This is a genomic window from Parasphingomonas halimpatiens, from assembly GCF_036663795.1.
GTDB lineage: Bacteria > Pseudomonadota > Alphaproteobacteria > Sphingomonadales > Sphingomonadaceae > Sphingomonas.
Genome location: NZ_JAXOJP010000013.1, coordinates 57,985 through 79,939, shown reverse-complemented (window position 1 = coordinate 79,939; position 21,955 = coordinate 57,985). Strand labels below are relative to the sequence as shown.

General features: G+C 67.9%; 16 protein-coding genes. 7 read left to right on the top strand and 9 right to left on the bottom strand.

Annotated elements, in window-relative coordinates; all coding sequences use genetic code 11:
- Positions 1–73: 73 nt before the first annotated feature.
- From U1839_RS14530 to ppsA, 4 genes are all read left to right on the top strand, one after another.
- Positions 74–958, top strand: coding sequence for a LysR family transcriptional regulator (locus U1839_RS14530; RefSeq protein WP_332804359.1), 885 nt, complete (start codon positions 74–76; stop codon positions 956–958).
- 180 nt (positions 959–1,138) lie between these two features.
- Positions 1,139–2,299, top strand: coding sequence for an alpha-hydroxy-acid oxidizing protein (locus tag U1839_RS14525; RefSeq protein ID WP_332804327.1), 1,161 nt, complete (start codon positions 1,139–1,141; stop codon positions 2,297–2,299).
- A gap of 251 nt (positions 2,300–2,550) precedes the next feature.
- On the top strand, positions 2,551–2,979 hold the full coding sequence (locus tag U1839_RS14520) for a Ros/MucR family transcriptional regulator (RefSeq protein ID WP_332804326.1): 429 nt from the start codon (positions 2,551–2,553) through the stop codon (positions 2,977–2,979).
- A gap of 83 nt (positions 2,980–3,062) precedes the next feature.
- The gene (ppsA, locus tag U1839_RS14515) at positions 3,063–5,519 is read left to right on the top strand and encodes a phosphoenolpyruvate synthase (protein ID WP_332804325.1); all 2,457 of its coding nucleotides are present in this window, start codon (positions 3,063–3,065) and stop codon (positions 5,517–5,519) included.
- Positions 5,520–5,526: 7 nt separating this feature from the next.
- Here ppsA and U1839_RS14510 read toward each other — a convergent pair whose 3' ends face one another.
- The 3 genes from U1839_RS14510 to U1839_RS14500 all read right to left on the bottom strand — a co-directional run bounded on the left by U1839_RS14510 (position 5,527) and on the right by U1839_RS14500 (position 10,275).
- Positions 5,527–6,090 (bottom strand): HdeD family acid-resistance protein, encoded by a 564-nt coding sequence (locus U1839_RS14510; RefSeq protein WP_332804324.1) that lies wholly within the window; start codon positions 6,088–6,090, stop codon positions 5,527–5,529.
- Between the two features lie 106 nt (positions 6,091–6,196).
- Positions 6,197–8,713: a magnesium-translocating P-type ATPase gene (gene mgtA / locus U1839_RS14505; RefSeq protein ID WP_332804323.1), complete on the bottom strand. Its 2,517-nt coding sequence runs from the start codon at positions 8,711–8,713 to the stop codon at positions 6,197–6,199.
- Positions 8,710–10,275 carry a bifunctional aminoglycoside phosphotransferase/ATP-binding protein gene (locus U1839_RS14500; protein WP_332804322.1) on the bottom strand — a complete coding sequence of 522 codons (1,566 nt, stop codon included), beginning with the start codon at positions 10,273–10,275 and terminating at the stop codon, positions 8,710–8,712. The genes mgtA and U1839_RS14500 overlap by 4 nt, the downstream gene beginning before the upstream one ends.
- A 384-nt stretch (positions 10,276–10,659) precedes the next feature.
- Between U1839_RS14500 and U1839_RS14495 the strand changes: the two genes are divergently transcribed.
- On the top strand, positions 10,660–11,667 hold the full coding sequence (locus U1839_RS14495; RefSeq protein ID WP_332804321.1) for a zinc-dependent alcohol dehydrogenase family protein: 1,008 nt from the start codon (positions 10,660–10,662) through the stop codon (positions 11,665–11,667).
- Positions 11,668–11,747: 80 nt separating this feature from the next.
- On the opposite strand, the gene U1839_RS14490 is transcribed toward U1839_RS14495, so the two are convergent.
- The gene (locus tag U1839_RS14490; RefSeq protein ID WP_332804320.1) at positions 11,748–11,894 is read right to left on the bottom strand and encodes a hypothetical protein; all 147 of its coding nucleotides are present in this window, start codon (positions 11,892–11,894) and stop codon (positions 11,748–11,750) included.
- 157 nt (positions 11,895–12,051) lie between these two features.
- Here U1839_RS14490 and U1839_RS14485 point away from each other — a divergent pair, with 157 nt between their 5' ends.
- Positions 12,052–14,709 (top strand): bifunctional acetate--CoA ligase family protein/GNAT family N-acetyltransferase, encoded by a 2,658-nt coding sequence (locus tag U1839_RS14485; RefSeq protein ID WP_332804319.1) that lies wholly within the window; start codon positions 12,052–12,054, stop codon positions 14,707–14,709.
- A 158-nt stretch (positions 14,710–14,867) separates the two neighbouring features.
- Here the strand turns inward: U1839_RS14485 and U1839_RS14480 are convergent, their stop codons facing one another.
- Entirely contained in the window at positions 14,868–15,416 is a 549-nt protein-coding gene (locus tag U1839_RS14480) for a GNAT family N-acetyltransferase (protein ID WP_332804318.1), read from the bottom strand.
- A 130-nt stretch (positions 15,417–15,546) separates the two neighbouring features.
- On the opposite strand from U1839_RS14480, the gene U1839_RS14475 reads away from it, so the two are divergent.
- Positions 15,547–16,575 carry an oxidoreductase gene (locus U1839_RS14475; protein WP_332804317.1) on the top strand — a complete coding sequence of 343 codons (1,029 nt, stop codon included), beginning with the start codon at positions 15,547–15,549 and terminating at the stop codon, positions 16,573–16,575.
- A 768-nt stretch (positions 16,576–17,343) separates the two neighbouring features.
- Here U1839_RS14475 and U1839_RS14470 read toward each other — a convergent pair.
- From U1839_RS14470 to U1839_RS14455, 4 genes are read right to left on the bottom strand one after another with little or no spacing between them, the layout of a single operon-like run.
- Positions 17,344–18,114, bottom strand: a complete 771-nt coding sequence (locus U1839_RS14470) for an ABC transporter ATP-binding protein (RefSeq protein ID WP_332804316.1) — start codon at positions 18,112–18,114, stop codon at positions 17,344–17,346.
- A complete protein-coding gene (locus U1839_RS14465) occupies positions 18,105–19,070 on the bottom strand; it encodes a FecCD family ABC transporter permease (RefSeq protein ID WP_332804315.1) in 966 nt (321 codons plus the stop codon). The genes U1839_RS14470 and U1839_RS14465 overlap by 10 nt, the downstream gene beginning before the upstream one ends.
- On the bottom strand, positions 19,067–19,954 hold the full coding sequence (locus U1839_RS14460) for an ABC transporter substrate-binding protein (protein ID WP_332804314.1): 888 nt from the start codon (positions 19,952–19,954) through the stop codon (positions 19,067–19,069). The genes U1839_RS14465 and U1839_RS14460 overlap by 4 nt, the downstream gene beginning before the upstream one ends.
- Complete coding sequence (locus tag U1839_RS14455) at positions 19,954–21,894, bottom strand: TonB-dependent receptor plug domain-containing protein (protein ID WP_332804313.1); 1,941 nt, start codon at positions 21,892–21,894, stop codon at positions 19,954–19,956. Before U1839_RS14455 ends, U1839_RS14460 begins: the two co-directional genes overlap by 1 nt.
- Between the last annotated feature and the right edge of the window lie 61 nt (positions 21,895–21,955).

Sequence of the window (21,955 nt, the reverse complement as noted above, 5' to 3'; positions counted from 1 at the left end):
GCTTATAGACGTCTCCCGGCTTCATCGCTAGACGATCAAAAAGCAAAGCTGTTGTTCATATGAAGAAACAATGATGGACCCGGACGTCGCCCTGTTCGCGCATGTTGTCGAGGCCGGCAGCCTCAGCGCCGCGGCGCGCGCGCGCGGCATCTCGCCGGCGATGGTGTCGAAGAGGATCGCGCGGCTCGAGGCGCGGCTCGGCGTCCGGCTGCTGCACCGCACGACGCGGCGGCTGGAAACCACCGCCCGCGGCGCGCTGTTCTACCGCGACGTGACGACGATCCTCGCCGCGCTCGGCGCGGCCGAGGCGCGCGTATCCGATCGCGACACGACGCCGCAGGGCGCGCTGCGCGTCAGCGCGCCGACCTCGTTCGGGCGGCTGCACATCGCGCCGCAGCTCAAGCCGTTTCTCGACCGCTACCCCCTCGTTGAGCTCGAATTGCTGCTGTCGGACGATTTCGTCGACGTGGCGCGCGACGGCATCGACCTCGCGATCCGCATCACCCCCGCCGTCGCGCCCGAGCTGGCGGCGCACCGGCTCGGCGACAGCCGCCGCGTATTGTGCGCGGCGCCGGCCTATCTCGACGAAGCGGGAACGCCGGAGACGGTCGCCGCACTCGCCGGTCACCGCCTGCTCGCCGCCGCGGGACAGTTACCGTGGCGGCTGACCGGACCGGACGGCGACGTGACGATCGACGGCACCAGCCATGTGCGGACCAATTCGAGCGAGGTCGCGCGCGAACTGGTGCTGTCGGGCGTCGGCATCGCGCTGCGCTCCTTATGGGACGTCGGCGAGCATCTGACGCGTGGCGACCTGGTGCGCGTGCTGCCGGCGCTGGAGGGGTCGGCCGATGTCGGCATCTATGCCGTGCATCCGCGCGGGCGGCTGTCGTCGGGCGCGCGCGCACTGCTCAATTATCTTGGGACGCTGTGGTCGCCGGTGGCGCCGTGGGATTGATCGCATAAGCGAGCAGACCAAGTCATCGTGTTCCTGCGCACGCAGGAACCCAGGATTGCAAGCGCGACATTTGGGGCCCTGGGCTCCTGCTTTCGCAGGAGCACAAGATCGCTCCGGCAGTCCCCCCTTGCCGCCCCGCCCCGTCTGTCGCACCCTGCCGCAAGAAGGAGAGAATGCGCGATGCCCCATTATGGCGACTTCCAGAACGAGATCTATGGCGCCGGCGTACGCGGCACGATCCCCACGCTGCCGGTCGATTTCGCGCTGCTCGAGGCGCGCGCGACCGCGGCGATGCCGCCGGCGATCCTGTCCTATCTGCAGGGCGGCTGCGGCGACGAGTTCACCCAGCGCCACAATGCCGAGGCGTTCCGCCACTGGGGCATGACACCGCGGATGATGGTCGACTGCACCAAGCGCGACCTGTCGATCGAGCTGTTCGGGCTCACCTTGCCCTCGCCGCTGTTCATGGCGCCGGTCGGCATCAACGGCATCTGCACGCAGGACGGGCATGGCGACCTTGCGGCGGCGGAGGCCTCGGCGATGACGCGCGTGCCGCTGGTCGCCTCGACCCTGTCGAACGATCCGCTGGAAAAGGTCGCGGCGACGCTGGGCGACATGCCGGGCTTCTTCCAGCTCTACACCCCCAAGGACAAGGCGCTCGCCGAGAGCCTCGTACACCGCGCCGAGGCGGCCGGCTTCAAGGCGATCGTCGTGACGCTCGACACTTGGGTGACGGGCTGGCGCCCGCGCGACCTCAATGCCGCCAATTTCCCGCAGCTGCGCGGCGCGGTGCTGATGAATTATTTCAGCGATCCGGTCTTTCGCGCGCTGCTCGCCAGGCCGCCCGAGGAAGATCCGGCAACGGCGATCGGCACCTGGGCGGCGACCTTCGGCAAGGTGCTGACCTGGGCGGACATGGCGTGGCTCCGCTCGATGACCAAGCTGCCGATCATCCTCAAGGGCATCTGCCACCCCGACGATGCGCGCCGCGCGATCGACGAGGGCGCCGACGGCATTTATTGCTCGAACCATGGCGGACGCCAGGCCAATGGCGGCATTGCCGCGATCGACATGCTGCCCGGCGTGGTCGCCGCCTCGGGCAAGACGCCGGTGCTGTTCGATTCAGGAATCCGCTCGGGCAGCGATGTGGTCAAGGCGCTGGCGCTCGGCGCGACGGCGGTCGGCGTCGGGCGACCCTATGCCTATGGCCTGGCGCTGGGCGGCGCGGCGGGCGCGGCGCATGTGCTGAAATGCCTGCTCGCCGAGGCCGACCTGCTGATGGCGGTCAACGGCTATCCGACCATCGCCGATGTGCGGGCGGCCGGCGCAATCCGGCAGTAGCGGCGGGGAAACATGCATGTCGTGCCGCCGGCGAATATTGGCACGACATCGAAAATCTGTCGTCATGGTTGCGCTACCGTAACATAAACCGGCGATTCGTAACGTGATGTTAATGCCCAACCCCCTCGCGCGGGTGAATTCGCGCGATCTTATTTTTTGCACATTGCCCGACAAGTGTATTGAAAAAAGTCTCCTGATCGGTATCAGCCAGCCATCCCAAAAAAACAGCACGTCGCAATCGGAGATTATTCATGGCTATCGACGAAACACTATTGGACCTGACGGGCACGATCACGTCGAACTACGTCGCCAATAACCATGTCAGCATCGACGAGATCAAACACGTCATCAACCTGATTCACTCGACGTTGGCGCAACTTGGCGGTGAGCCGGTGCAGGAAGAAGAAGCGTTCGTCCCCGCCGTCACGGCGCGCAAGAGCCTGGCCGACCCGACCAAGATCATCTCGATGATCGACGGCAAGCCCTATAGCGTGCTCAAGCGTCACCTCACCACGCAGGGCCTGACCCCGGCGGAATATCGCGCGCGCTACAATCTGCCCGCCGATTACCCGATGACCGCGCCGGCCTATTCCGAGCGTCGCAAGGCGATGGCCGTCAAGATCGGCCTTGGCCGCAAGAGCACCGGCCGTCCCAAGCTCGGCCTCGCCGCACCGAAGTAACATGGCATCGCAGCCGCCGGCGCAAGCGGGCGGCTGCGGACATTGCGTATCGCCCCGCGTCGCCGCGTGGGCATGCTGTGGTCATGACCCAGCACGATCGACTCGTTCAACACGGCAGCGACCTCGCCGAGGCGGCGACACCACCGTCCGCGACAGCGCCGCTCGTCCTGCCCTTCGATGCGATGGGCATCGGCGATGTCGCCCAGGTCGGCGGCAAGAATGCCTCGCTCGGCGAGATGGTGCGGCGGCTCGGGCCGGCTGGCGTGCGCGTCCCCGAGGGCTTCGCGATCACCGCGAGCGCTTATCGCACGCTGATCGCCGAAGCCGGACTCGCCCCCGCGATTCGCACGGCGATTGCGCGCTACCGCGACGGCGCCGCGCTGCTCCACGATAGCGGCGCAGCGATCCGTGCGATGATCGGCGATGCAGCACTTCCCTGCGCGGTGGCCGAGGCGATCCGCCAGGGTTATCGCGACCTCTGCCGGCGCGTGGGCAAGGACGATATCGCCGTCGCGGTGCGCTCGAGCGCCACCGCCGAGGACCTCCCCGATGCCAGCTTCGCCGGCCAGCAGGAAACCTTCCTCAACGTGCGCGGCGAAGCCGCGCTGCTCGCGGCCTGCCGGCGCTGCTACGCCTCGCTCTTTACCGATCGCGCGATCAGCTATCGCGAGGCCAAGGGCTTCGACCATCTCGACGTGGCGCTGTCGATCGGGGTGCAGCGCATGGTGCGCGCCGATCTCGCCGGGTCGGGCGTGATGTTCTCGCTCGATACCGAGACCGGCTTTCCCGACATGGTGTCGATCAGCGCGGCCTGGGGGCTGGGCGAACCGGTCGTCCAGGGCTCGGTCGATCCCGATCTCTATCGCGTGTTCAAGCCGTTGCTGGCCAATCCCGACCTGCGCCCGATCATCGAGCGCAAATGCGGCGGCAAGGCGCGCAAGATGCGCTACGCCCAGCGCGGCGGCGGCACACGGATCGTCCGGACGAGCAAGGCGGAACGCCCGGCGCTGGTGCTCGACGATGACGAGATCCTGATGCTGGCGCGCTGGGCGGTCGCGGTGGAGGCGCATTACGGGCGCCCGATGGACATGGAATGGGCCAAGGACGGCGAGAGCGGTGAACTGTTCCTCGTCCAGGCGCGGCCGGAAACCGTCCATGCCGCGCATGCCGCCTCGACGCTGCGCCGCTGGCATCTCGACGGGGCGGGTCCATTGGTCGCCACCGGGTCGGCGGTCGGCCAGGCGATCGCGTCCGGCCCGGTCTGCCTGATCCGCGACGCGCGCGACATCGAGCGCTTCGTCGATGGCGCGATCCTGGTCACCGAGATGACCGATCCCGACTGGGTGCCGGTGATGCGCCGCGCCGCCGGGATCGTCACCGACCATGGCGGCGCGACCAGCCATGCCGCGATCGTCAGCCGCGAGCTCGGCGTGCCCGCCGTGGTCGGCACCGGCAGCGCCACGCGCGTGCTCGCCGATGGCGACCAGATTACCATCTCCTGCGCGCAGGGCGAGGAAGGGCGGGTCTATGCCGGGCTGCTTCCGTTCAGCAGCGAGGAGATCGCGGTCGACGCGCTGCCGACAACGCGCACCGAGCTGATGCTCAACCTCGCCGATCCCGAGGCCGCGCTGGCCTGGTGGCGGTTGCCCGCCAAGGGGGTCGGCCTGGCGCGGATGGAATTCATCGTCAGCAACCATGTCCGCGTTCACCCGATGGCGCTGGTCCATCCCGAGCGCGTATCGAACCCGGTAACACGCCGACGGATCGCCGCGCTGACGCAGGGCTTTGCCGACCCGCGCGACTATTTCGTGTCGACGCTGGCGCTCGGCATCGCGCGGATCGCCGCGGTATTCCACCCGCACCCCGCGATCGTCCGGCTGTCGGACTTCAAGACCAACGAATATGCCGGTCTGCTCGGCGGCGCGGACTTCGAGCCGGCCGAGGAAAACCCGATGCTCGGCTTTCGCGGCGCGTCGCGCTACTATCATGAGCGCTACCGCGAGGGATTCGCGCTCGAATGCCGTGCGCTGAAACAGGTGCGCGAGACGATCGGGCTCGACAATGTCGTGGTCATGGTGCCGTTCTGCCGCACGCCCGAGGAAGCGCGCCTCGTCCTCGCCGAAATGGCGGCCAACGGGCTGGTCCGCGGTCAGAACGGGCTCGAAGTCTATATGATGTGCGAGATTCCTTCGAACATCGTGCTCACCGAGGAATTCGCCGCCCGCTTCGACGGCTTTTCGATCGGCTCGAACGACCTGACCCAGCTCGTCCTCGGCATCGACCGCGACTCCGACGTGCTCGCGCCGCTGTTCGACGAGCGCAACCCGGCGGTAACGCAGCTGATCGCCGACTTCATCCGGCGCGCGCATATCTGCGGCGCCAAGGTCGGCATCTGCGGCCAGGCGCCGAGCAACTATCCCGAATTCGCGCGTTTCCTGGTCGAACAGGGGATCGACTCGATCTCGCTCAATCCCGACAGCTTCGTGCCGACGCTGCGCCAGCTCGCCGCGGTCGAGCAGGCGCTCGACGCGGCAAGCTGACGCGCGGTCAGCCGCGCAGTGCGGTGCGCATCGCCAGCCCGGTCCCAAGCAGCGCGACGCCCTGGAACAGCAGGTCGATCGCCAGCACGAACCCGAGAATCCAGATCGCATTGACCGGCCAGCCCAGGCCGATCAGCACCGCCGCCGCGATGCTCGCGACGCCCGAGGCGATCAGCCAGCCGCGCCCCGCCAAGTCGACGCGCAGCCCGAACCACAAGCGCGCCATGCCCGACAGGCCGAGCGACACCGCCAGCAACAGCGTGAGGAACGCCGCCGCGAACAGCGGATCGTTGAACACCGCCAGCCCGGCGAGCAGATAGAGGATGCCGCCGAACAACCATACGCCCCAGTTTCGCGCGGCCGCGGCATGGAAGATCTGGAGCACGCCCCCGAACAGCATCAGCGCGCCGACATAATAGATCGTCGCGACGGTCGCGAGGAACAGGTTGGCGGAAGCGCACAGGCCGAGCAGGATCAGCGCGACGCCAAGCCCGGCGAACCAGCGCCAGGCGGTTTGTAGAGAAGATGAATTGGCGCCGGATACGTATCCGCGCGATGCGATGTCGTTCATGGTCTCGTCCTTCGCTCGCGGCCGCTGCGGCCTGTCCCGAGCGCCTAGGACGCGCGCATCGCTCCGGCACTGCGTATTGATACCAAGGGCGCGTCCGGCCGCGCGTTCAACCGGCGCGCAGCGCAAAGCGTTTGAGCAGCTCCGCGCTGGCGAGATAGCCCAGCACCAGTAGCGCGATGGTGCCGAACACCGCGCCGCTCGGCAGCGCGAACCCCAGCACCCCCGCCCAGGGCAGCAGCGGCAGCGCCAGCGCGACGGCAAGGCCGGTGAGCGCGGTCGCGGTCATCGCGATGTTCGGCTTGCTCAGCCATACCGGACGCGCCGTGCGGATCACGAACACGACGAGGATTTGCGTCGCCATCGATTCGACGAACCACGCCGCGCGGAAGGTCGCGACGTCGACATGGAAGACACGCACCAGCAGCAGGATCGTCGCGATATCGAACAGCGAGGAGAGCGGCCCCATGATCGCGGTGAAGCGCACCAGCCCGCGCATGTCCCAGCCATGCGGCCGCGCGAGATCGCCGGCATCGGCATTGTCGAACGGGATGCCGATCTGCGACATGTCGTAGATCAGATTGTTGATCAGCACCTGTACCGCCGTCAGCGGCAGGAAGGGCAGCCATAAGGAGGCGACCGCCATCGTCAGCATGTTGCCGAAGTTGGAGCTGGTGCCCATGCGGATATATTTCATGATGTTGGCATAGGTCCGCCGCCCCTCGGCGACGCCGTCGGCCAGCACGCCGAGATCGGTATCGAGCAGGATCATGTCGGCGGCCTCGCGCGCGACATCGGTAGCGCCATCGACCGACAGGCCGATATCGGCGGCGCGGATCGCGGGCGCGTCGTTGATCCCGTCGCCGATGAAGCCGACGGTGTGCCCCCGCGCCATCAACGCGCGGACGATGCGCGTCTTCTGGTCGGGCGTGACCCGCGCGAACAGATCGACATGTTCGACGCGCGCGCCCAGCGCCTGGTCGCTGAGCGCGGCAATCTCCTCGCCGGTCAGCACGCCATCGACCGGCAGCGCCAGCGCGGCGACGAGATGCTCGATCACCGCGGCGGCGTCGCCCGATATCACCTTCACCCGGATTCCCGCCGCTTCGAGCCGCGCGACGGCGGATGTCGCGCTGGGCTTGGGCGGATCGACGAACACGCAGTAACCGGCGAAGATCAGCGCATCGTCGCCATCGCTGCCGATCCGGACCTGCCCTGCGGCCGGCTTCCAGGCGAGTGCCAGCAACCGCAGTCCCTGCGCCGCGCGATCGTCATGCAGGGCGACGAGCTGGCTGCGCAGCGCATCGTCGAGCGGCACGATCGCGCCGCTGCGGTCCTGCGCCTGCGTGCACAGCGCGAGCAACGTCTCGGGCGCGCCTTTGACGATCTCGACGCGCTCGCCCGCCTTTTCCGCCAGTACCGCAACCCGCCGTCGCTCGAAATCGAACGGCCGCTCGTCGAGCTTGGCCCAGCCGTCGAGCGACCGTGTGGCGACATGCGCGAGCAGCGCCTCGTCGAGCGGGCTGCGCAGGCCGGTCTCGAAGCGGGCATTGACCGCCGCCAGCTCGACCACGCGCTCGTCGTCGGCGCCGTCGATACCGGGATGACCGACCAGCGCGATCCGCGCCTCGGTCAGCGTGCCGGTCTTGTCGGTGCAGAGAATGTCCATCTGGCCCAGGTCGTGGATCGAGGAGAGCCGCTTCACCACCACCTTGGCCTGCGCCATGCGCTGCGCGCCGCGCGACAGCGCCACGGTCATGATCATCGGCAGCAGCTCGGGCGTCAGCCCGACCGCCAGCGCCATCGCGAACAGGAAGGATTGCAGCGGCGGGCGCCCGAGCGCGAGGTGCGTCAGCAGCACGAACAGCACGAGGAACAAAGTCAGCCGCACGATCAGGAAGCCGAGCTGATGGATGCCGCGTTCGAACGCGCTGGGAGGCTGCGCCCCGGCAAGCGACCCGGCGATCGCGCCGAAGCGCGTGCGCGATCCAGTCGCCACGACAAGCATCGTCGCGGTGCCACCGATCAGCGAGGTGCCGTGGAAGAGCGCATTGTGCGCGTCGGCCATCGCGGTGGCCTTGGTCGATGGGTCGGCACGCTTCTCGGCCGGATAGGGCTCGCCGGTCAGCAGCGCCTCATTGGCCTGCGCGCTGTTCGCGGCGAGCACGATCCCGTCGGCCGGGACGAGGTCGCCCGCCGCCAGCATCACCACATCGCCGGCGACGATCTCACGCACCGGAAGATCGATCGGCTGGCCGTCGCGCCGCACCGTCGCGCGCAGCGCGATCGAGCGTTTGAGCGCCTCGGCGGTCGCCTCGGCGCGATGCTCCTGGATCAGATCGAGCGCGGTCGACAGCAGCACCACCAGCACGATGATCGCGAAGCTCGGCACGTCGCCCGTCGCGCCGGCGATGCCTGCCGCGACAAGCAGGATCGCGACCAGCGGGTTGGCGAGCCGACGCAGCAGGTCGATCAGGATGCGCCGACGTGGCGCGGTGGCGAGCTGGTTCGGACCATCGCGTGTCAGTCGCGCGGCCGCCTCGCCCGCCGAGAGCCCGTCAGGGCTGGCAGCCAGCGCGGCGAGCAATTGGTCGGGCGCGGCGGCCCAGAAGGGATCGGGGATCATGCCGGCACCCGCAGCGCCGACCGCAACGCGCGTCTTGCCGATCGCACGACCGTCGCCGCGTCGCGCCCGGCGGACAGGCGGTGCCAGGCGAGCATCGGGCCGACCGGTTGGCGCGACTGGCGCCGCACGATCGTCGCGTCGGCATCCGAGGCATCGCCGCTGCGCCCCGTCACGCGCCAGACGCGCACCGCCTCCGACGCGGCAAGCCACAGCCCGGCGAACGGCACGGCCGCCACCGCCGCAACGCGCGCGATCGCAGCGCGCTGCTCGGGCAGGAGGAAGGCTGCATCGGCGATCACGCTGGTTCCTTCGGAGAGCAGCAAACGGGCTTGCCCTTCAAGCGCCGTGTAAACCTCTTCCGCGCTTTGCGCCGTGTAGCGGCCGCGCGCCAGCGCCGTCTCGGGCGACACCCCCGCCAGTCGCTTGCGCACCACGTCGGAGCGCAGGACGCGCGCGCCGGGCGCCACGCCGATCGCGCCGGCAATCGCGCGCGCCAGCATCGACTTGCCCGTCCCCGACCGTCCGCCGACCGCGACCAGCCGTGGCGGCACGGCGACCAGCATCCGCTGCGCCAGCGCAAAATAGTCGCGCGCCAGCATCGCATCCGCGTCCAGGCCCGAGTGCCGCGCGCGGCTCGCCGAGACATGCGCGCGGATCGTGGCGCGTACCGAAAGCATCAGCGGCATCGCGACGAGACCGTCCTCATCGTCGCCCGACAGATCGAGATAGCGGTTGAACAGCAGGTTGGCCGCGCCGTGCAGCCCGCGATGCCACAGGTCCATCAGCAGAAAGGCGAGATCGTAAAGGATGTCGGTCGTCGCCAGCGCGTCGTCGAATTCGAGGCAGTCGAACGGCGTCGGCGCGCCATCGATCAGCGCGATATTGGCGAGGTGCAGGTCGCCATGGCAGTGGCGCACCCGCCCGCGTGCGGCGCGCCGATCGAGCCGGTCGCGGCAGGCACCCAGCCGCTCGCGCTGTTGGCGCAGCAGCGCCGCCACGGCCTCGGGCATGAACAACGCGGGAAAGCCCGCCAGCGCCACGCCATTGCCGTCGATCACCGCAGCGAGGCGCCCGGCGCCATTACCGTCGTTCACCGGCTCGGCGGCGGCGTGGAAAAGCTGGATGCGCGCCGCGAGGCTGGCGAGCAGCGCCGGATCGAGCGCGCCGCGTCGCGCGCAGTCATCGAGCAGCGCGTCGTCGGCGAAGCGCTGCATTTCGAGCAGCCAGTCGATCGCCTCGCCTTGCCCGTCGATCGCCAGGCTGCCATCGGCCTCGCGCGTGATCGCGTGCAGCGCGCGATAGAGATCAGGTGCTGTGCGACGGTTGAGCCGCAGTTCCGCCGCGAGCGCCGCACGCCGGCGCGCGAGGGTGGAAAAATCGAGATAGCCCAGCCGCACCGGGCGCTTGAGCTTCCAGGCACGTTCGCCGGTGAGGAAGATGCTGGCGGCATGCGTGTCGATGCGCCGCACAAACGCATCGGCGCCGAAGGCGCGGTGTTCGAGAAAGGCGACGACGTCGGTCGCGATGGTGTCGCTGGGGCGCGCCGCCGTGGCAGGTTTCATCGCGGCTACTCCTGCTTGGTGAGAAGGCTGCTCGCGCGCCATGAGCACGTCCTTCGTACGACCATGATGGACGCTAGGAGCCGCGTGCCGGCGCTCCTATCGGGAAGTGTACCTAACGCTTCTGCTGAAGATCTGACCCATTTCGTCGCATCTCCTCCCCCTTCCCCGGCGGAGGCCGGGGCCCAGCTGGGATGGCAGAAATGATGAGCGGCAACGCCCGTCGCAGCGGCCCCCAACTGGGCCCCGGCCTTCGCCGGGGAAGGAAGGAAGATAGCGCTGCTACGCGTCTCGCGGTTCGGATTTCGCGCATGCCGTTCCAGCGCCGCGCGGCGTGCGGGGTTTCCCGGATGGGAAGCGCGCCGCCCGACTGGCACGGTCGTCCGCATGACCCAGGGATATGCCATGCAGCTCGACGCGGTCGGCCAACGGCTCCTTCCGGTCGCGCGCCCGATCCCGCAGCCCGCCCCCGGCGAGGTCGTCCTCGCGGTGGCGGCCTGCGGTGTGTGCCGTACCGACCTCCACCTCCTCGATGGCGAGGTGCCGGCGCATTTCCCGATCGTGCCGGGGCATGAAATCGTCGGCCGCGCCATCGAGATCGGGGCCGGCGTCACCGGCATAGCGCCGGGCGATCGGCTCGGCGTGCCGTGGATGGGCAGCACCTGCGGCCAGTGTCCCTTCTGCCGCGCGGGGCGGGAAAATCTCTGTGACCATCCGGTCTTCACCGGCGCGTCGCGCGACGGCGGCTATGCCACGCACGTCGCGGCCGACGCGCGCTTCTGCATCCCGATCCCCGACGCGTTCGGCGATGTCGAAGCGGCTCCGCTGCTGTGCGCAGGGTTGATTGGCTACCGTGCGCTGACCATGGCCGGCGAAGGCCGCCGCCTCGCCCTCTACGGCTTCGGCGCCGCCGCGCACATCGTCGCGCAGGTCGCGCGCTGGCAGGGCCGCGAGGTCTATGCCCTGACCCGGCCCGGCGATGCCGAGACTCAGGCCTTCGCACGCGCGCTCGGCTGCGTCTGGGCGGGCGGGTCGGACGAGCCGCCGCCGGTCGCGGTCGATGCCGCGATCCTGTTCGCGGCGGACGGCGACCTCGTGCCCGCGGCGCTGCGCGCGGTCAGCAAGGGCGGCCGCGTGGTGTGCGCGGGCATCCATATGAGCGACATTCCGTCCTTCCCCTATGCCGATCTGTGGGGCGAGCGTTCGATCCTCTCGGTCGCCAACCTCACGCGGGAGGACGGCAAGGCGTTCTTCGATATCGCGGCACAGGTGCCCGTGCGTACGACGACCACCATCTATCCCCTTGGCCAGGCGAACGAGGCGCTGCGCGATCTGCGCGCGGGGCGGCTCGAGGGCGCTGCGGTGCTGGTACCGGAAGATTCGCCGCCCGCGTAACGATAGGGGTAGCCCTGCGCCTGCGGTGCAAGCTCAGGGAGGGCGGGAATAGGGTGCTTAAGACTTAATGCTCGAAGCCTTCAGCCCAGCGGAGAACCCGCCAGCATCGTGGCGATCAGCTCGATCAATACGAGGCTTCCCAGACCGGCACCGCCGATCGCGACGCGCGGCTGGCGCATGGCGAAGGATGCGAACTGTGCCGAAGCTGCGACCATCGTCCGTGCCATTGTTCGCTCCCAAGTGGATCCCTGACTTTCTGCCCCGAGGATAGCGAACCGTCCGGCGACGGACATACGGTTCTATACTAATGGCCCAGCGCCGCGCTTTGGCGTGAAGTCCCGACCATCGCCGGGCGCGTTCGCCCCGGTCGCGGGAAACCCTGTCATGTCCATTCGCAACCTCATGTCGCTCTTCCACCCGCGCAGCGTCGTCGTGATTGGCGGCTCGAGTCGCGCGGGTTCGCTCGGCGAGCGCGTGCTCGCCAACATCCTCGCTGGCGGGTTCGGCGACACGGTGTTCGCGGTAAATCCAAGGCCCGTCGCGATCGATGGCGTCCACTGGGTCGACAGCATCGCCGCGCTGCCGGAGGTTCCCGACCTGGCGATCGTCGTGTCACCGGCGGCAACGGTGCCGGAGGTGATCGCGTCGCTGGGTGCATTCGGCACGAAGGTCGCCGTCGTCATCACCGCCGGCTTCGAGAATGCCGCAGCGAAAGCGGCGATCCTCGAAGCGGCGCAACCGCATCAATTGCGTATCATCGGCCCCAACTGCCTCGGCGTGCTGATGCCCTATGCCGCGCTCAACGCCTCGTTCGCACCGCGTCGCGCCGCAGCCGGCCGGCTCGCTTTGGTGTCGCAGAGCGGCGCGCTCGTCACCTCGATGCTCGACTGGGCGGCCGACCGCCATATCGGCTTTTCGAGCGTCATCTCGATGGGCGACATGGCCGATGTCGATCTCGGCGACGTCATCGACATGCTCGCCAGCGACGCGCGGACCGACGCGATCCTGCTCTATATCGAGGGCGTCACCAACCCTGCCAAGTTCATGTCGGCGGCGCGCGCGGCAGCGCGGATCAAACCGGTGATCGCGATCAAGGCGGGGCGCTCGGCGACCGGCGTCAGGGCGGCCTTCTCGCACACCGGTGCGCTGGCCGGCGCCTATGACGTCCATTCCGCCGCGTTCGAGCGTGCCGGGATCGTGCTCGTCGACAGCCTGTCCGATCTGTTCGATGCCGCGCAGGTGCTGTGCCGCTATCGCCCGAGCGGCGGGGATCGGCTGGCGATCGTCACCAATGGCGGAGGCGCCGGCGTGCTTGCGGCAGACGCCTTGCTGACGACCGGCGGAACGCTCGCCACGCTGTCGGACGCGAAGATCGCCGCGCTCGACCCGCAAATGCCGCCCGGCTGGTCGCGCGCCAACCCGGTTGATGTCGTCGGCGACGCGCATGCCGAGCGCTTTGCCGTGGCGACCCGCGCGATGCTGGCCGACCCCGGCGTCGATGCGCTGCTGGTGATGCACTGCCCGACCGCCGTCGCCGCCGGCACCGACATCGCCCATGCGGTGATCGCCGCGTTCGACGAAGGCGGGGAGGACCGCGCCAAGCCGGTCATCGCCTGCTGGATGGGGCCGCAAAATGCCGATGCGGTGCGCTTCCTGTTCGACGCGGCGGGCGTGCCGCTGTTCGACAATCTCGACGATGCCGTGCGCGGCTTTGGTTATCTCCTCCAGGCGGCGAGGGCGCGACAGGCGTTGTTGCGGGTGCCGTCGCGCGTGACGATCCCGACAGCCGACCGGTCACGCGCCGATGCCGTGATCGCCAATGCGCGCGCAGAGGGAAGGAACGCGCTCAGCGCGCTCGAAACGCGGGACCTGCTCGCCGCCTACGGCATCCCGGTCGCGCCGGGCCGGTTCGCGCCCGATGCGGCGGCAGTCGCCGCGGCGTGCGACGCCCTGCCCGCGCCCTATGCCGTCAAGCTGGTGTCGCCGCAGCTGCCGCACAAATCCGATGTCGGCGGCGTGGCGCTCGACCTTGCCGGCGCGGCGGAGGCGGTGGCTGCCGCCGAGGCGATGGAGGCGCGGATCAGGCGCGAACATCCCGAGGCGGCGATCACGGGCTTCGAGGTCGAGGCGATGGTGTCCGGCGCCGGGCAGGAACTGCTGCTGGGGATCGCGGATGACGCGACGTTTGGCCCGGTCCTCGCCTTTGGCGCGGGCGGCAAGGCCGTGGCGGTCCTCAACGATCGGGCGCTCGGCCTGCCGCCGCTCGACGACAGCCTCGCGCGCACGATGATCGGCAAGACGCGGATCGCGCGGCTGCTCGCCGGCTATCGCGACGTGCCGGCCTGCAACATGGATGCGATCGTGGCGGCGCTCGAAGCGCTGTCGGCGATCGCGGTCGATTTCCCCGACATCGTCGAACTCGACATCAACCCGATGCTGGCGACGCCGCAGGGGGTGATCGCGGTCGATGCCCGCGCGCGGCTCAGCGAGGCGCCGCGCGCGTCGCGGCTGGTGATCCGGCCCGTACCGATGGAATGGGCGGCGGATCTCGTCACGCGCAGCGGGCTCAAGATCCATGTCCGGCCGGTCCTGCCCGATGACGAAGGCGCGCTCGCGCAATTCTTCCATCAGGTCGCGCCCGAGGATCTGCGCTTTCGCTTCCTCACCGCAGCGCGCGAGGTCGGGCACGCGCAGATCGTCGCGATGACCCAGGTCGATTATCGGCGGACGATGAACTTCCTCGCCTTTACCGAGGACGGCACGCTGATCGCCAGCGCGATGCTCGCGTCCGACCCCGACCATGTGCGCGGCGAGCTCGCCATCTCGATCCACGCCGGCTTCCGCAATCGCGGCGTCAGCTGGACGCTGGTCGAGCACGTGATGCGTTATGCCGCCGCCGAGGGCATCGAAATGGTCGAATCGATCGAGAGCCGCGAGAACCACGCCGCGCTCGCACTCGAACGCGAGGCCGGCTTCGTCGTCGTGCCGACCCCGGGCAGTTCGACCGAAGTCACGGTGCGCCGTGGGGTCGGCAAGGCCTGACCGACTACTCCGGTGCCGCGGCGTCGGCCGGTAGCGGGCAAGGCATTGGGGGGCCAGCGCTTGCCGATCGACGCCGCAACGTGGCTAAAAGTACAGCAGCGCGGTGGCCGGACAATCTGCACCTTGGTGAAGTCTGAGAGGAAAGCGCGCAGCGCGCGTCAGCCGGGCGCACCCGTGCTACGCTGCCAATCGGCCGGAGTCAGCGCAAAAAGCGCCGTATCGCGGACATAGCCCGTCCAGGTGATGAGGTTGCGCTCAAGCGTCGCGATGCGCCGGGCGCCGAGCTTTTCCACGGCGCGCAACGACCGGGCGTTGCGCGTGTCGACCCGGAATTCCACCGTGCCGATCCCGTTGGCAAAGGCATGCTCGATGAGCAGCTTCTTCATCCGCGCGTTGAACGTCGTGCCGCGCACCGACGGCGCGATATAGGTGCCGCCAATCTCGACCACGCCGGCGACCGGATCGAGATTGATGAAATTGGTCATGCCGACGACGATCAATCCGTTCAGCACGGCAAAACGTTGCCAGCGCGGCAGTGCCCCCAGCATGGCAAGCGATGGATCGAAATGCGCGCCATACAGCGAAATCGGATAGATCTCCCAGATGTCGGGATCTTCCGCACAGGCCGCGCGCAGCGGCTCGATATGGCGATCCTCGAACGGCACGAGTGCCACCGGTGGATCAAGCAGCGGCTGCAGCAATTCCATTTCGCTCTCCGGGCCAGAGCGTCGGCTTGATGGAGAAATGTGGCAAAACGGGCGCCGAAAAAAGTGCGTTTAGCGGTGGCGGTCGCCAGCGAACTGGTGGCAAGCACAACGGAAGAGCTGGCGAGGCAAGATGATGGATGAGATCGGCGTCGGATTGATCGGCTATGGCCTGGGCGGCCGCGCCTTCCACGCGCCCTATGTCGGCGTGACCCCGGGCATGGCGCTGCGCGCGGTCGTGTCGCGCGACGCGGCCAAGGTGCACGCCGACCTGCCCGGCATGCAGGTCGTGCCCGATGTCGCGGCGTTGCTCGCGCTGCCGGGGATCGACCTGGTGATCGTGTCGAGCCCCGACCAGCTCCATGCCGAACATGCCCTGGCGGCGATTGCGGCGGGCAAGCATGTGCTGGTCGACAAGCCGTTCGCGACGTCGCTGGCCGATGCGCGACGCGTCGCGGCGGCGGCCGAAGCGGGCGGACGTATCCTGACAATATTCCACAACAGGCGCTGGGATGCCGACTTCCTGACGCTGCGCCGACTGATCGCCGAAGACGCGCTCGGCGACATCGTGCAGATGGAAAGTCATTTCGACCGCTGGCGCCCGAAACCCGCCGCGCTGTGGAAGGAGGCGCGCGAGGGCGGCGCGTGGCTCGACCTCGGGCCGCACTTCGTCGATCAGGCGCTGCAACTGTTCGGTATGCCGGAAGCGATCAACGCCGATCTGGCGACGTTGCGCGATGGCGCGCCGGCGGTCGATTACTTTCACGCCGTGCTGCGTTATCCAACGCGGCGGGTCATCCTGCATGCCAGCAAGCTGGTCGCGGCCAACGGCCTGCGCTTCGCGGTACACGGCACGCGCGGCAGCTGGATCAAGCACGGGGTCGATCCGCAGGAGGCGGCGACCGTCGCTGGTGCCGTGCCTGGCGGCGACGGCTGGGGACTGGATGCGGGTGACGGGGTGCTGACGCGGGGCGATGGATCGAGCGCACCCTTGATCAATGAGCGCGGCGACTATCGGCTGTTCTGGACCGCGCTGGCGGCGGCGATCCGTGGCGAGGGGCCGAACCCGGTGCCAGCGCGCGAAGCGCTGGCGGTGATGGCGGTGCTCGACGCGGGGTTGCGGAGCTCGACGGAACGGTGCGAGGTCGTGGCGAGAAGATAGGTTACCGGCCAAGTCGTATTGCTGCCCAACATCATCACGGGCATATCGTCGATCAAACGATTGCGGGGCAATGCATTCATGCAACGTCAGCTGCTTCCAATGGCGCTTAAGAAGCCAGCCATGGACCTATGGCGTTCGATCTCAGCGGTCGAGCAACCCCCGACGCCTGGCATAACGATATGGCTGCGACATTGGTTTTCCTCGCTATTTATCGTTTTATTCTTCTTCGTCTTTAATCTCATAACACCATATTGGGGAATTGGTTATGAGTCTCGGTGGATTTGGCCAGTTGAGTCTTATACAAACATCACGGATTCGAATCTAAATAGCCATGGGGAAAGTCTGCTAATTTACTTAGCGCCATTTCTGCTTATAATAATTTGGAATTATTCTGATATAAAAAATATTACTCTCCATGCCGCAAAGGACAGCGTGGTAGATTTAATTTCATATCGAATTGGCCTAGCGTCACTGGCAATGATTTGCCTCTTATTGACGACAATTCATATATCTGTATTCGATTATCTAGAGGAATATCCCAGTTCCTTCGGGCCTCATTTCGTCATAAGCAGACCTTCTTCGCTATACTGGGGAATCCTGGTATTCTTGATCTTGTATTTTGGTTGCATCATTTTGCGCGCCGCCCGTAATTTCCTTTATTTTAAAAGCCGCTGGGCCGCAGACCGGACACCAACGCGCAATCTTGTTTGAAAGTACCAGAGCGGCGAAAGCCCTCGGATCAGGGGCCTATGGATGAGACCGCAAGGGTCAACCCCGTCCCACCGGCACCAGCATGCGGCCATGCTCGGTGTCGATCCAGCGCACCTTCACCGCGAACACCTTAGCGACGCGCGCCTCGGTGAGAACTTCCGCCGCCAGGCCGAAGGCGGCGACATGGCCCTGATTGAGCAGCAACACGTCGTCGGCGATGCGTGCGGCGTGGGCGAGATCGTGGAGGACGATCGCCACCCCTGCCCCGCCTTTCGCCACGGTGCGTAGCCGGTCGAGTATGTCGAGCTGATGCGCCGGATCGAGGCTGGCGAGGGGCTCGTCGGCGAGCAGCCAGCGCGGTTCGCCGGCGAGGACGCGCGCAAGCAGCACGCGGGCGCGTTCGCCGCCGGACAATTCGCCGACCGGGCGATCGGCGAGATGGGCGGTTTCGGTCGCTTCCATCGCCAGCATCACCGCATCGAAATCGTGCGGCGACGGGCCGGCAAAGGGTGCGCGGTGCGGCAGGCGGCCGAGCGCGACGAGCTCGGCGGCACGGATGTTCCACGCAGCCGTGCCGTCCTGCGGGAGATAGCCGATCAGCCGGGCGCGCTCGCGCGGCTCGATGTCGGCAACGGCCCGGCCGGCGATCGTCACGGAGCCGCGATGCGCCGGAAGCAAGCCCGCCATGGCCTTGATCAGGCTCGACTTGCCGGCACCATTGGGGCCGAGAATCGCGGTGATGCGCCCCGGCACGAGCATGGCGGAAATGGCGTCGAGCACTTGGCGCCGACCGAGCACCACGCCGAGATCGGTGACGCTCAGTTCCATGACCGTCCTCCGCCACGCAGCAGCAGTACGAGAAAGAAGGGCGCGCCGATCAGTGCCATCACGACGCCGAGCCGCACCTCGCCCGCGCCGGGCGCGAGCCGGCACAGGCTATCGGCGACGAGCACCAGCGCCGCGCCGCCGAGCGCGCTCGGCAGCAGCAGCGCCGAGGGCCGATGGCCGAACACCGGCCGGAGCAGATGCGGCACGACGAGCCCGACAAAGCCGACCACGCCGGTGACCGCGACGCTCGCACCGATCGTCAGCCCGGTGCCGAGCACGATCAGCGCCTGGACGCGACCAAGCCGCACGCCGAGCGAGCGCGCCGCAGCCTCGCCCAGCGTCAGCGCGTCGAGCGCACGGCCGGTGAACAGCAGGAGCAGCGAGCCGAGGGCGATGAACGGCACGGCGAGGCGGACGTCATCGGCGCTGCGATCGGTCAGCGCGCCCATCAGCCACTCGATCGCCTCGGCGACGGCATAGGGATTGGGCGCGAGCGAGATGAGAAAGGCGGTCAGTGCGCCCGACAGGCTGGCGAGCACCGTGCCGGCAAGGATGAATTGCACGCTGCTCTGCGCGCGCCAGGTCAGCGCGGCGAGCAGCGCCATCGAGGCCGCCGCGCTGAGCATCGCACAGGCAAACATGCCGAAGGTGCCGCCGCCGACACCGAGCACGATCGCGGCGACCGCCCCGAGCGCGGCGCTCGACGATACGCCGACCACCGCCGGATCGGCGAGCGGGTTGCGCAGATACCCCTGCAGCACCGCACCCGACAGGCCGAGCCCGGCACCGATTGCGAGGCCGAGAACGGCACGCGGCAGGCGCAGTTCGGTGACGATCGCCCAGCGTGGATCGGCCGAGAACCACACCGACGGCGGGATCCAGTATTTGCCGGCAACGAGCGACAGCAGGAAGGCCAGCGCGACGAGCACGACCAGCAACGTAAGGCGGCGCGTCACGAGGTCAGACTCCGACGGACCTGGGCGAGACGCTCGAGCGCCGGGACGATGCTCGGGCCGCCGCAATTGACCAGCTTGCGCGGGAAATACTCCTGCGCGACGGTCGCGCCGGTGCGGGCGAGGACGCGGCTGCGCAGCGTTGCGGTGCGCGAGGCGTCGGGCGCGAGGATGACGCGCGGCGGGTGCGCGGCGATCGTCTCGATCGGCAGCGTGCCGGTGAAGCGCAGGCCGTAATCGGCGGCGGCGTTGCGCAAGCCGGCGCGGGTCATGAGTTCGTCGAGCAAGGTGCCCGAACCATTGGCGAGATCGCCGGCGATGAACAGAAGGGCGGTGGGTTCATTTCCCTTCCCCGGCGAAGGCGGGAGCCCAGCTACGTCCGGCCCGATACTAGGCCCCGGCCTTCGCCGGGGAAGGGAAGATGCAGTGACTGCGCGCTCGATCCGCTCCACCATTGCCTCGCCCTCGCTCTGCGCGCCGACTGCGGCGGCCAGCACGCGTATCTGCGCCTCGCTCGCGGTGATCGTCGTCGGTGAATCGAGCGTCAGCACCTTCAGTCCCGCCTGCCGGTAGGCGGCAAGCGTCGCCGGCGGGGTGAAGCTCGAGGTCACGACCAGATCGGGGTGGAGCCCGATCACCTCCTCCGCGGTGCCGGCGGTGGTGGCGAAGCGCCGTGCGACGGCGAGTGGCATGGAGCTCGCCTCGGCCCGGACCGAATAGTGGCTGATCGCCGCGATACGTTCCGGCGCGACGAGCTCGACCAGCATCGCATCGGCACAAGGGTTGGTCGAGACGATGGTTCGGGGAGCGGGCCCGCCGCCGCCCGGCGCAACCGGGCCGGCGCAGCCGGCCAGCGCGACGAGCAGCAGCGGGATCGCCCGTTTCATCACAGTTTCACGCGCACGCCGCCATAGGCCGCCCGGCCAAGCGTATTATAGCCCGACACGGTCTGATAGCGCTCGTCGAACAGGTTATCGACGCGGCCATAGATGGCAAAATGCGCGCCGATCGGCATTTCGGCACGGATGCCGGCCAGCACATAACCGTCGAGCCGCTTGGTGTTGGCAGCATTATCGAAGCTGTCGGCGACGTGGCTGATCGTGCCGCCGATCGAGAGCCCGAAGGGCAGCTTGTAGTCGAGCGAAACATTGACCGTCTGGCGTGGCCGCCGGGCGAGATCCTTGCCAAAATTGGCACCGACGACGCGGTTCTCGGCATGGATGTAGCTGTAATTGGCGGTGAAGGTCAGGTCGTGGATCGGACGCAGCGACAGTTCGGCTTCGATGCCCTGCGCGCGCGTCCGGGCGATGTTGCGATAGGCGAAGAGCAGCGAATCGAAATCGATCTGGTTGGTCGTATCGCGGTGGAAATACGTCACGCCGACGGTGCCCGCACCGCCGAGAAAGCGTTGCGATACGCCGACATCATAGTTGCGCGCGGTCTCCGGCTGGAGATCGCTGTAGCCATAAAAAGGAGCGTAGAGCTGGTACAAGGTCGGCGCCTTGAAGCCCTCGCCATAGCTGGCGCGCAACGTCGTGCCGCTATCGAGCGCCAGTGCGGCATCGGCACCGAAGCTGGTGTGGCTGCCATAAGCGCGGTGCTGGTCGTGGCGGATGCCGCCCGTTACCGTCAACTGCCGGATCGGGGTGACGATCGCTTCGCCGTAGAAGCTGGTCACACCCGTCGCCTGGCCCTTGCCGTCGAAAAAGCGGCTGTCCTCATGTTCGGCACCGGCGACGAGGCGAAGCTGATCGACGACGCGGAAATCGCCCTGATATTCGTAGCGTTGCGTCCGACCGCGCGCGAAGAAGCTGACCGCGCTGCCATAGGTCGGATCGAAATTGTCGCGATTGATATCGGCGATGGTGAAGGCAACCCGGTTCTTGAAACGACCATTGGCGAGATCGGCGTGCGCGCCGACATAGCCATAGATTTCCTGCGTGGTCGAATATTCCGGATCATCGCCAAAGGCATAGGGCGGCGAGGAGGCATATCCGTCTAGCTCCACGCGGCTATGGGCATAATAGCCGCGCAGATCGATGCCGATGCCCTCGGCGATGGTGACGCCAAGGCGACCGCTCGCGCCATATTGCCGATAGCCGTCGGGCTCGGTGCCGCTGGCCGCCGCCGAGATGCCGTCGCTGCGCAGATAACCCGCGGTCAGCGCGCCCGAGAAGCGATCATTGGCACCCGCGATGGCGGCATTGGCAAACAGGCTGTTGTTCGATCCATATTCGACATTGCCCCGGCCCTGCACGCCATAGCTCGGCGCGGCGGTGACGATGTTGACGACGCCGCCGAGCGCCTGGCTGCCCCATGGCACCGCATTCGGCCCGCGCAGCACCTCGATCCGATCGACCGAACCCGACAGCAGGTTGGCGAAATCGAATCCGCCGCCGGGCGAGGACGGATCGTTGACACGCACGCCATCGATGATGGTGAGCGTCTGCTCGCCCTCCGCGCCGCGGATACGCAGCGCGGTGAAGCCGCCAACGGGTCCGTTGCGCGAGACAGTGATGCCCGGCGTGGTGGCGAGCAGGTCGGCGATCGACACCGCCTGGCGCCGCTCGATATCGGCACGGGTCAGCACAGTAACGGCCTGCCCCACCTCGCGGGCATATTGCGGCACACCGGCTGCGACGACAATGTCGGGGTTACGCGGCTCGACGAGGAGAATTTCGCCTTGGTTGCCGGACATGGGCGGTTCGTTCACGGTGATTACGTCGCGGTTGTCGGATGGCGGATCGGCCGGCGGCGTGGTCTGGGCGAAGGCCGGTGCCGCGACGAACGCGGCGGTGGCGAAGAGTGCGGTTCTGAAGATGGTCATAGGTAACGTCCCTGTGCGAGGGACCTTGTCACCGGATGACGCAACGGCGCGACACCCGGCC

Coding starts and splice junctions, on each gene's coding strand:
- U1839_RS14530 (WP_332804359.1), top strand. CDS start 74: ATGGACCCGGACGTCGCCCTGTTCGCGCATGTTGTCGAGGCCGGCAGC.
- U1839_RS14525 (WP_332804327.1), top strand. CDS start 1,139: ATGCCCCATTATGGCGACTTCCAGAACGAGATCTATGGCGCCGGCGTA.
- U1839_RS14520 (WP_332804326.1), top strand. CDS start 2,551: ATGGCTATCGACGAAACACTATTGGACCTGACGGGCACGATCACGTCG.
- ppsA (WP_332804325.1), top strand. CDS start 3,063: ATGACCCAGCACGATCGACTCGTTCAACACGGCAGCGACCTCGCCGAG.
- U1839_RS14510 (WP_332804324.1), bottom strand. CDS start 6,090: ATGAACGACATCGCATCGCGCGGATACGTATCCGGCGCCAATTCATCT.
- mgtA (WP_332804323.1), bottom strand. CDS start 8,713: ATGATCCCCGATCCCTTCTGGGCCGCCGCGCCCGACCAATTGCTCGCC.
- U1839_RS14500 (WP_332804322.1), bottom strand. CDS start 10,275: ATGAAACCTGCCACGGCGGCGCGCCCCAGCGACACCATCGCGACCGAC.
- U1839_RS14495 (WP_332804321.1), top strand. CDS start 10,660: ATGACCCAGGGATATGCCATGCAGCTCGACGCGGTCGGCCAACGGCTC.
- U1839_RS14490 (WP_332804320.1), bottom strand. CDS start 11,894: ATGGCACGGACGATGGTCGCAGCTTCGGCACAGTTCGCATCCTTCGCC.
- U1839_RS14485 (WP_332804319.1), top strand. CDS start 12,052: ATGTCCATTCGCAACCTCATGTCGCTCTTCCACCCGCGCAGCGTCGTC.
- U1839_RS14480 (WP_332804318.1), bottom strand. CDS start 15,416: ATGGAATTGCTGCAGCCGCTGCTTGATCCACCGGTGGCACTCGTGCCG.
- U1839_RS14475 (WP_332804317.1), top strand. CDS start 15,547: ATGATGGATGAGATCGGCGTCGGATTGATCGGCTATGGCCTGGGCGGC.
- U1839_RS14470 (WP_332804316.1), bottom strand. CDS start 18,114: ATGGAACTGAGCGTCACCGATCTCGGCGTGGTGCTCGGTCGGCGCCAA.
- U1839_RS14460 (WP_332804314.1), bottom strand. CDS start 19,954: ATGAAACGGGCGATCCCGCTGCTGCTCGTCGCGCTGGCCGGCTGCGCC.
- U1839_RS14455 (WP_332804313.1), bottom strand. CDS start 21,894: ATGACCATCTTCAGAACCGCACTCTTCGCCACCGCCGCGTTCGTCGCG.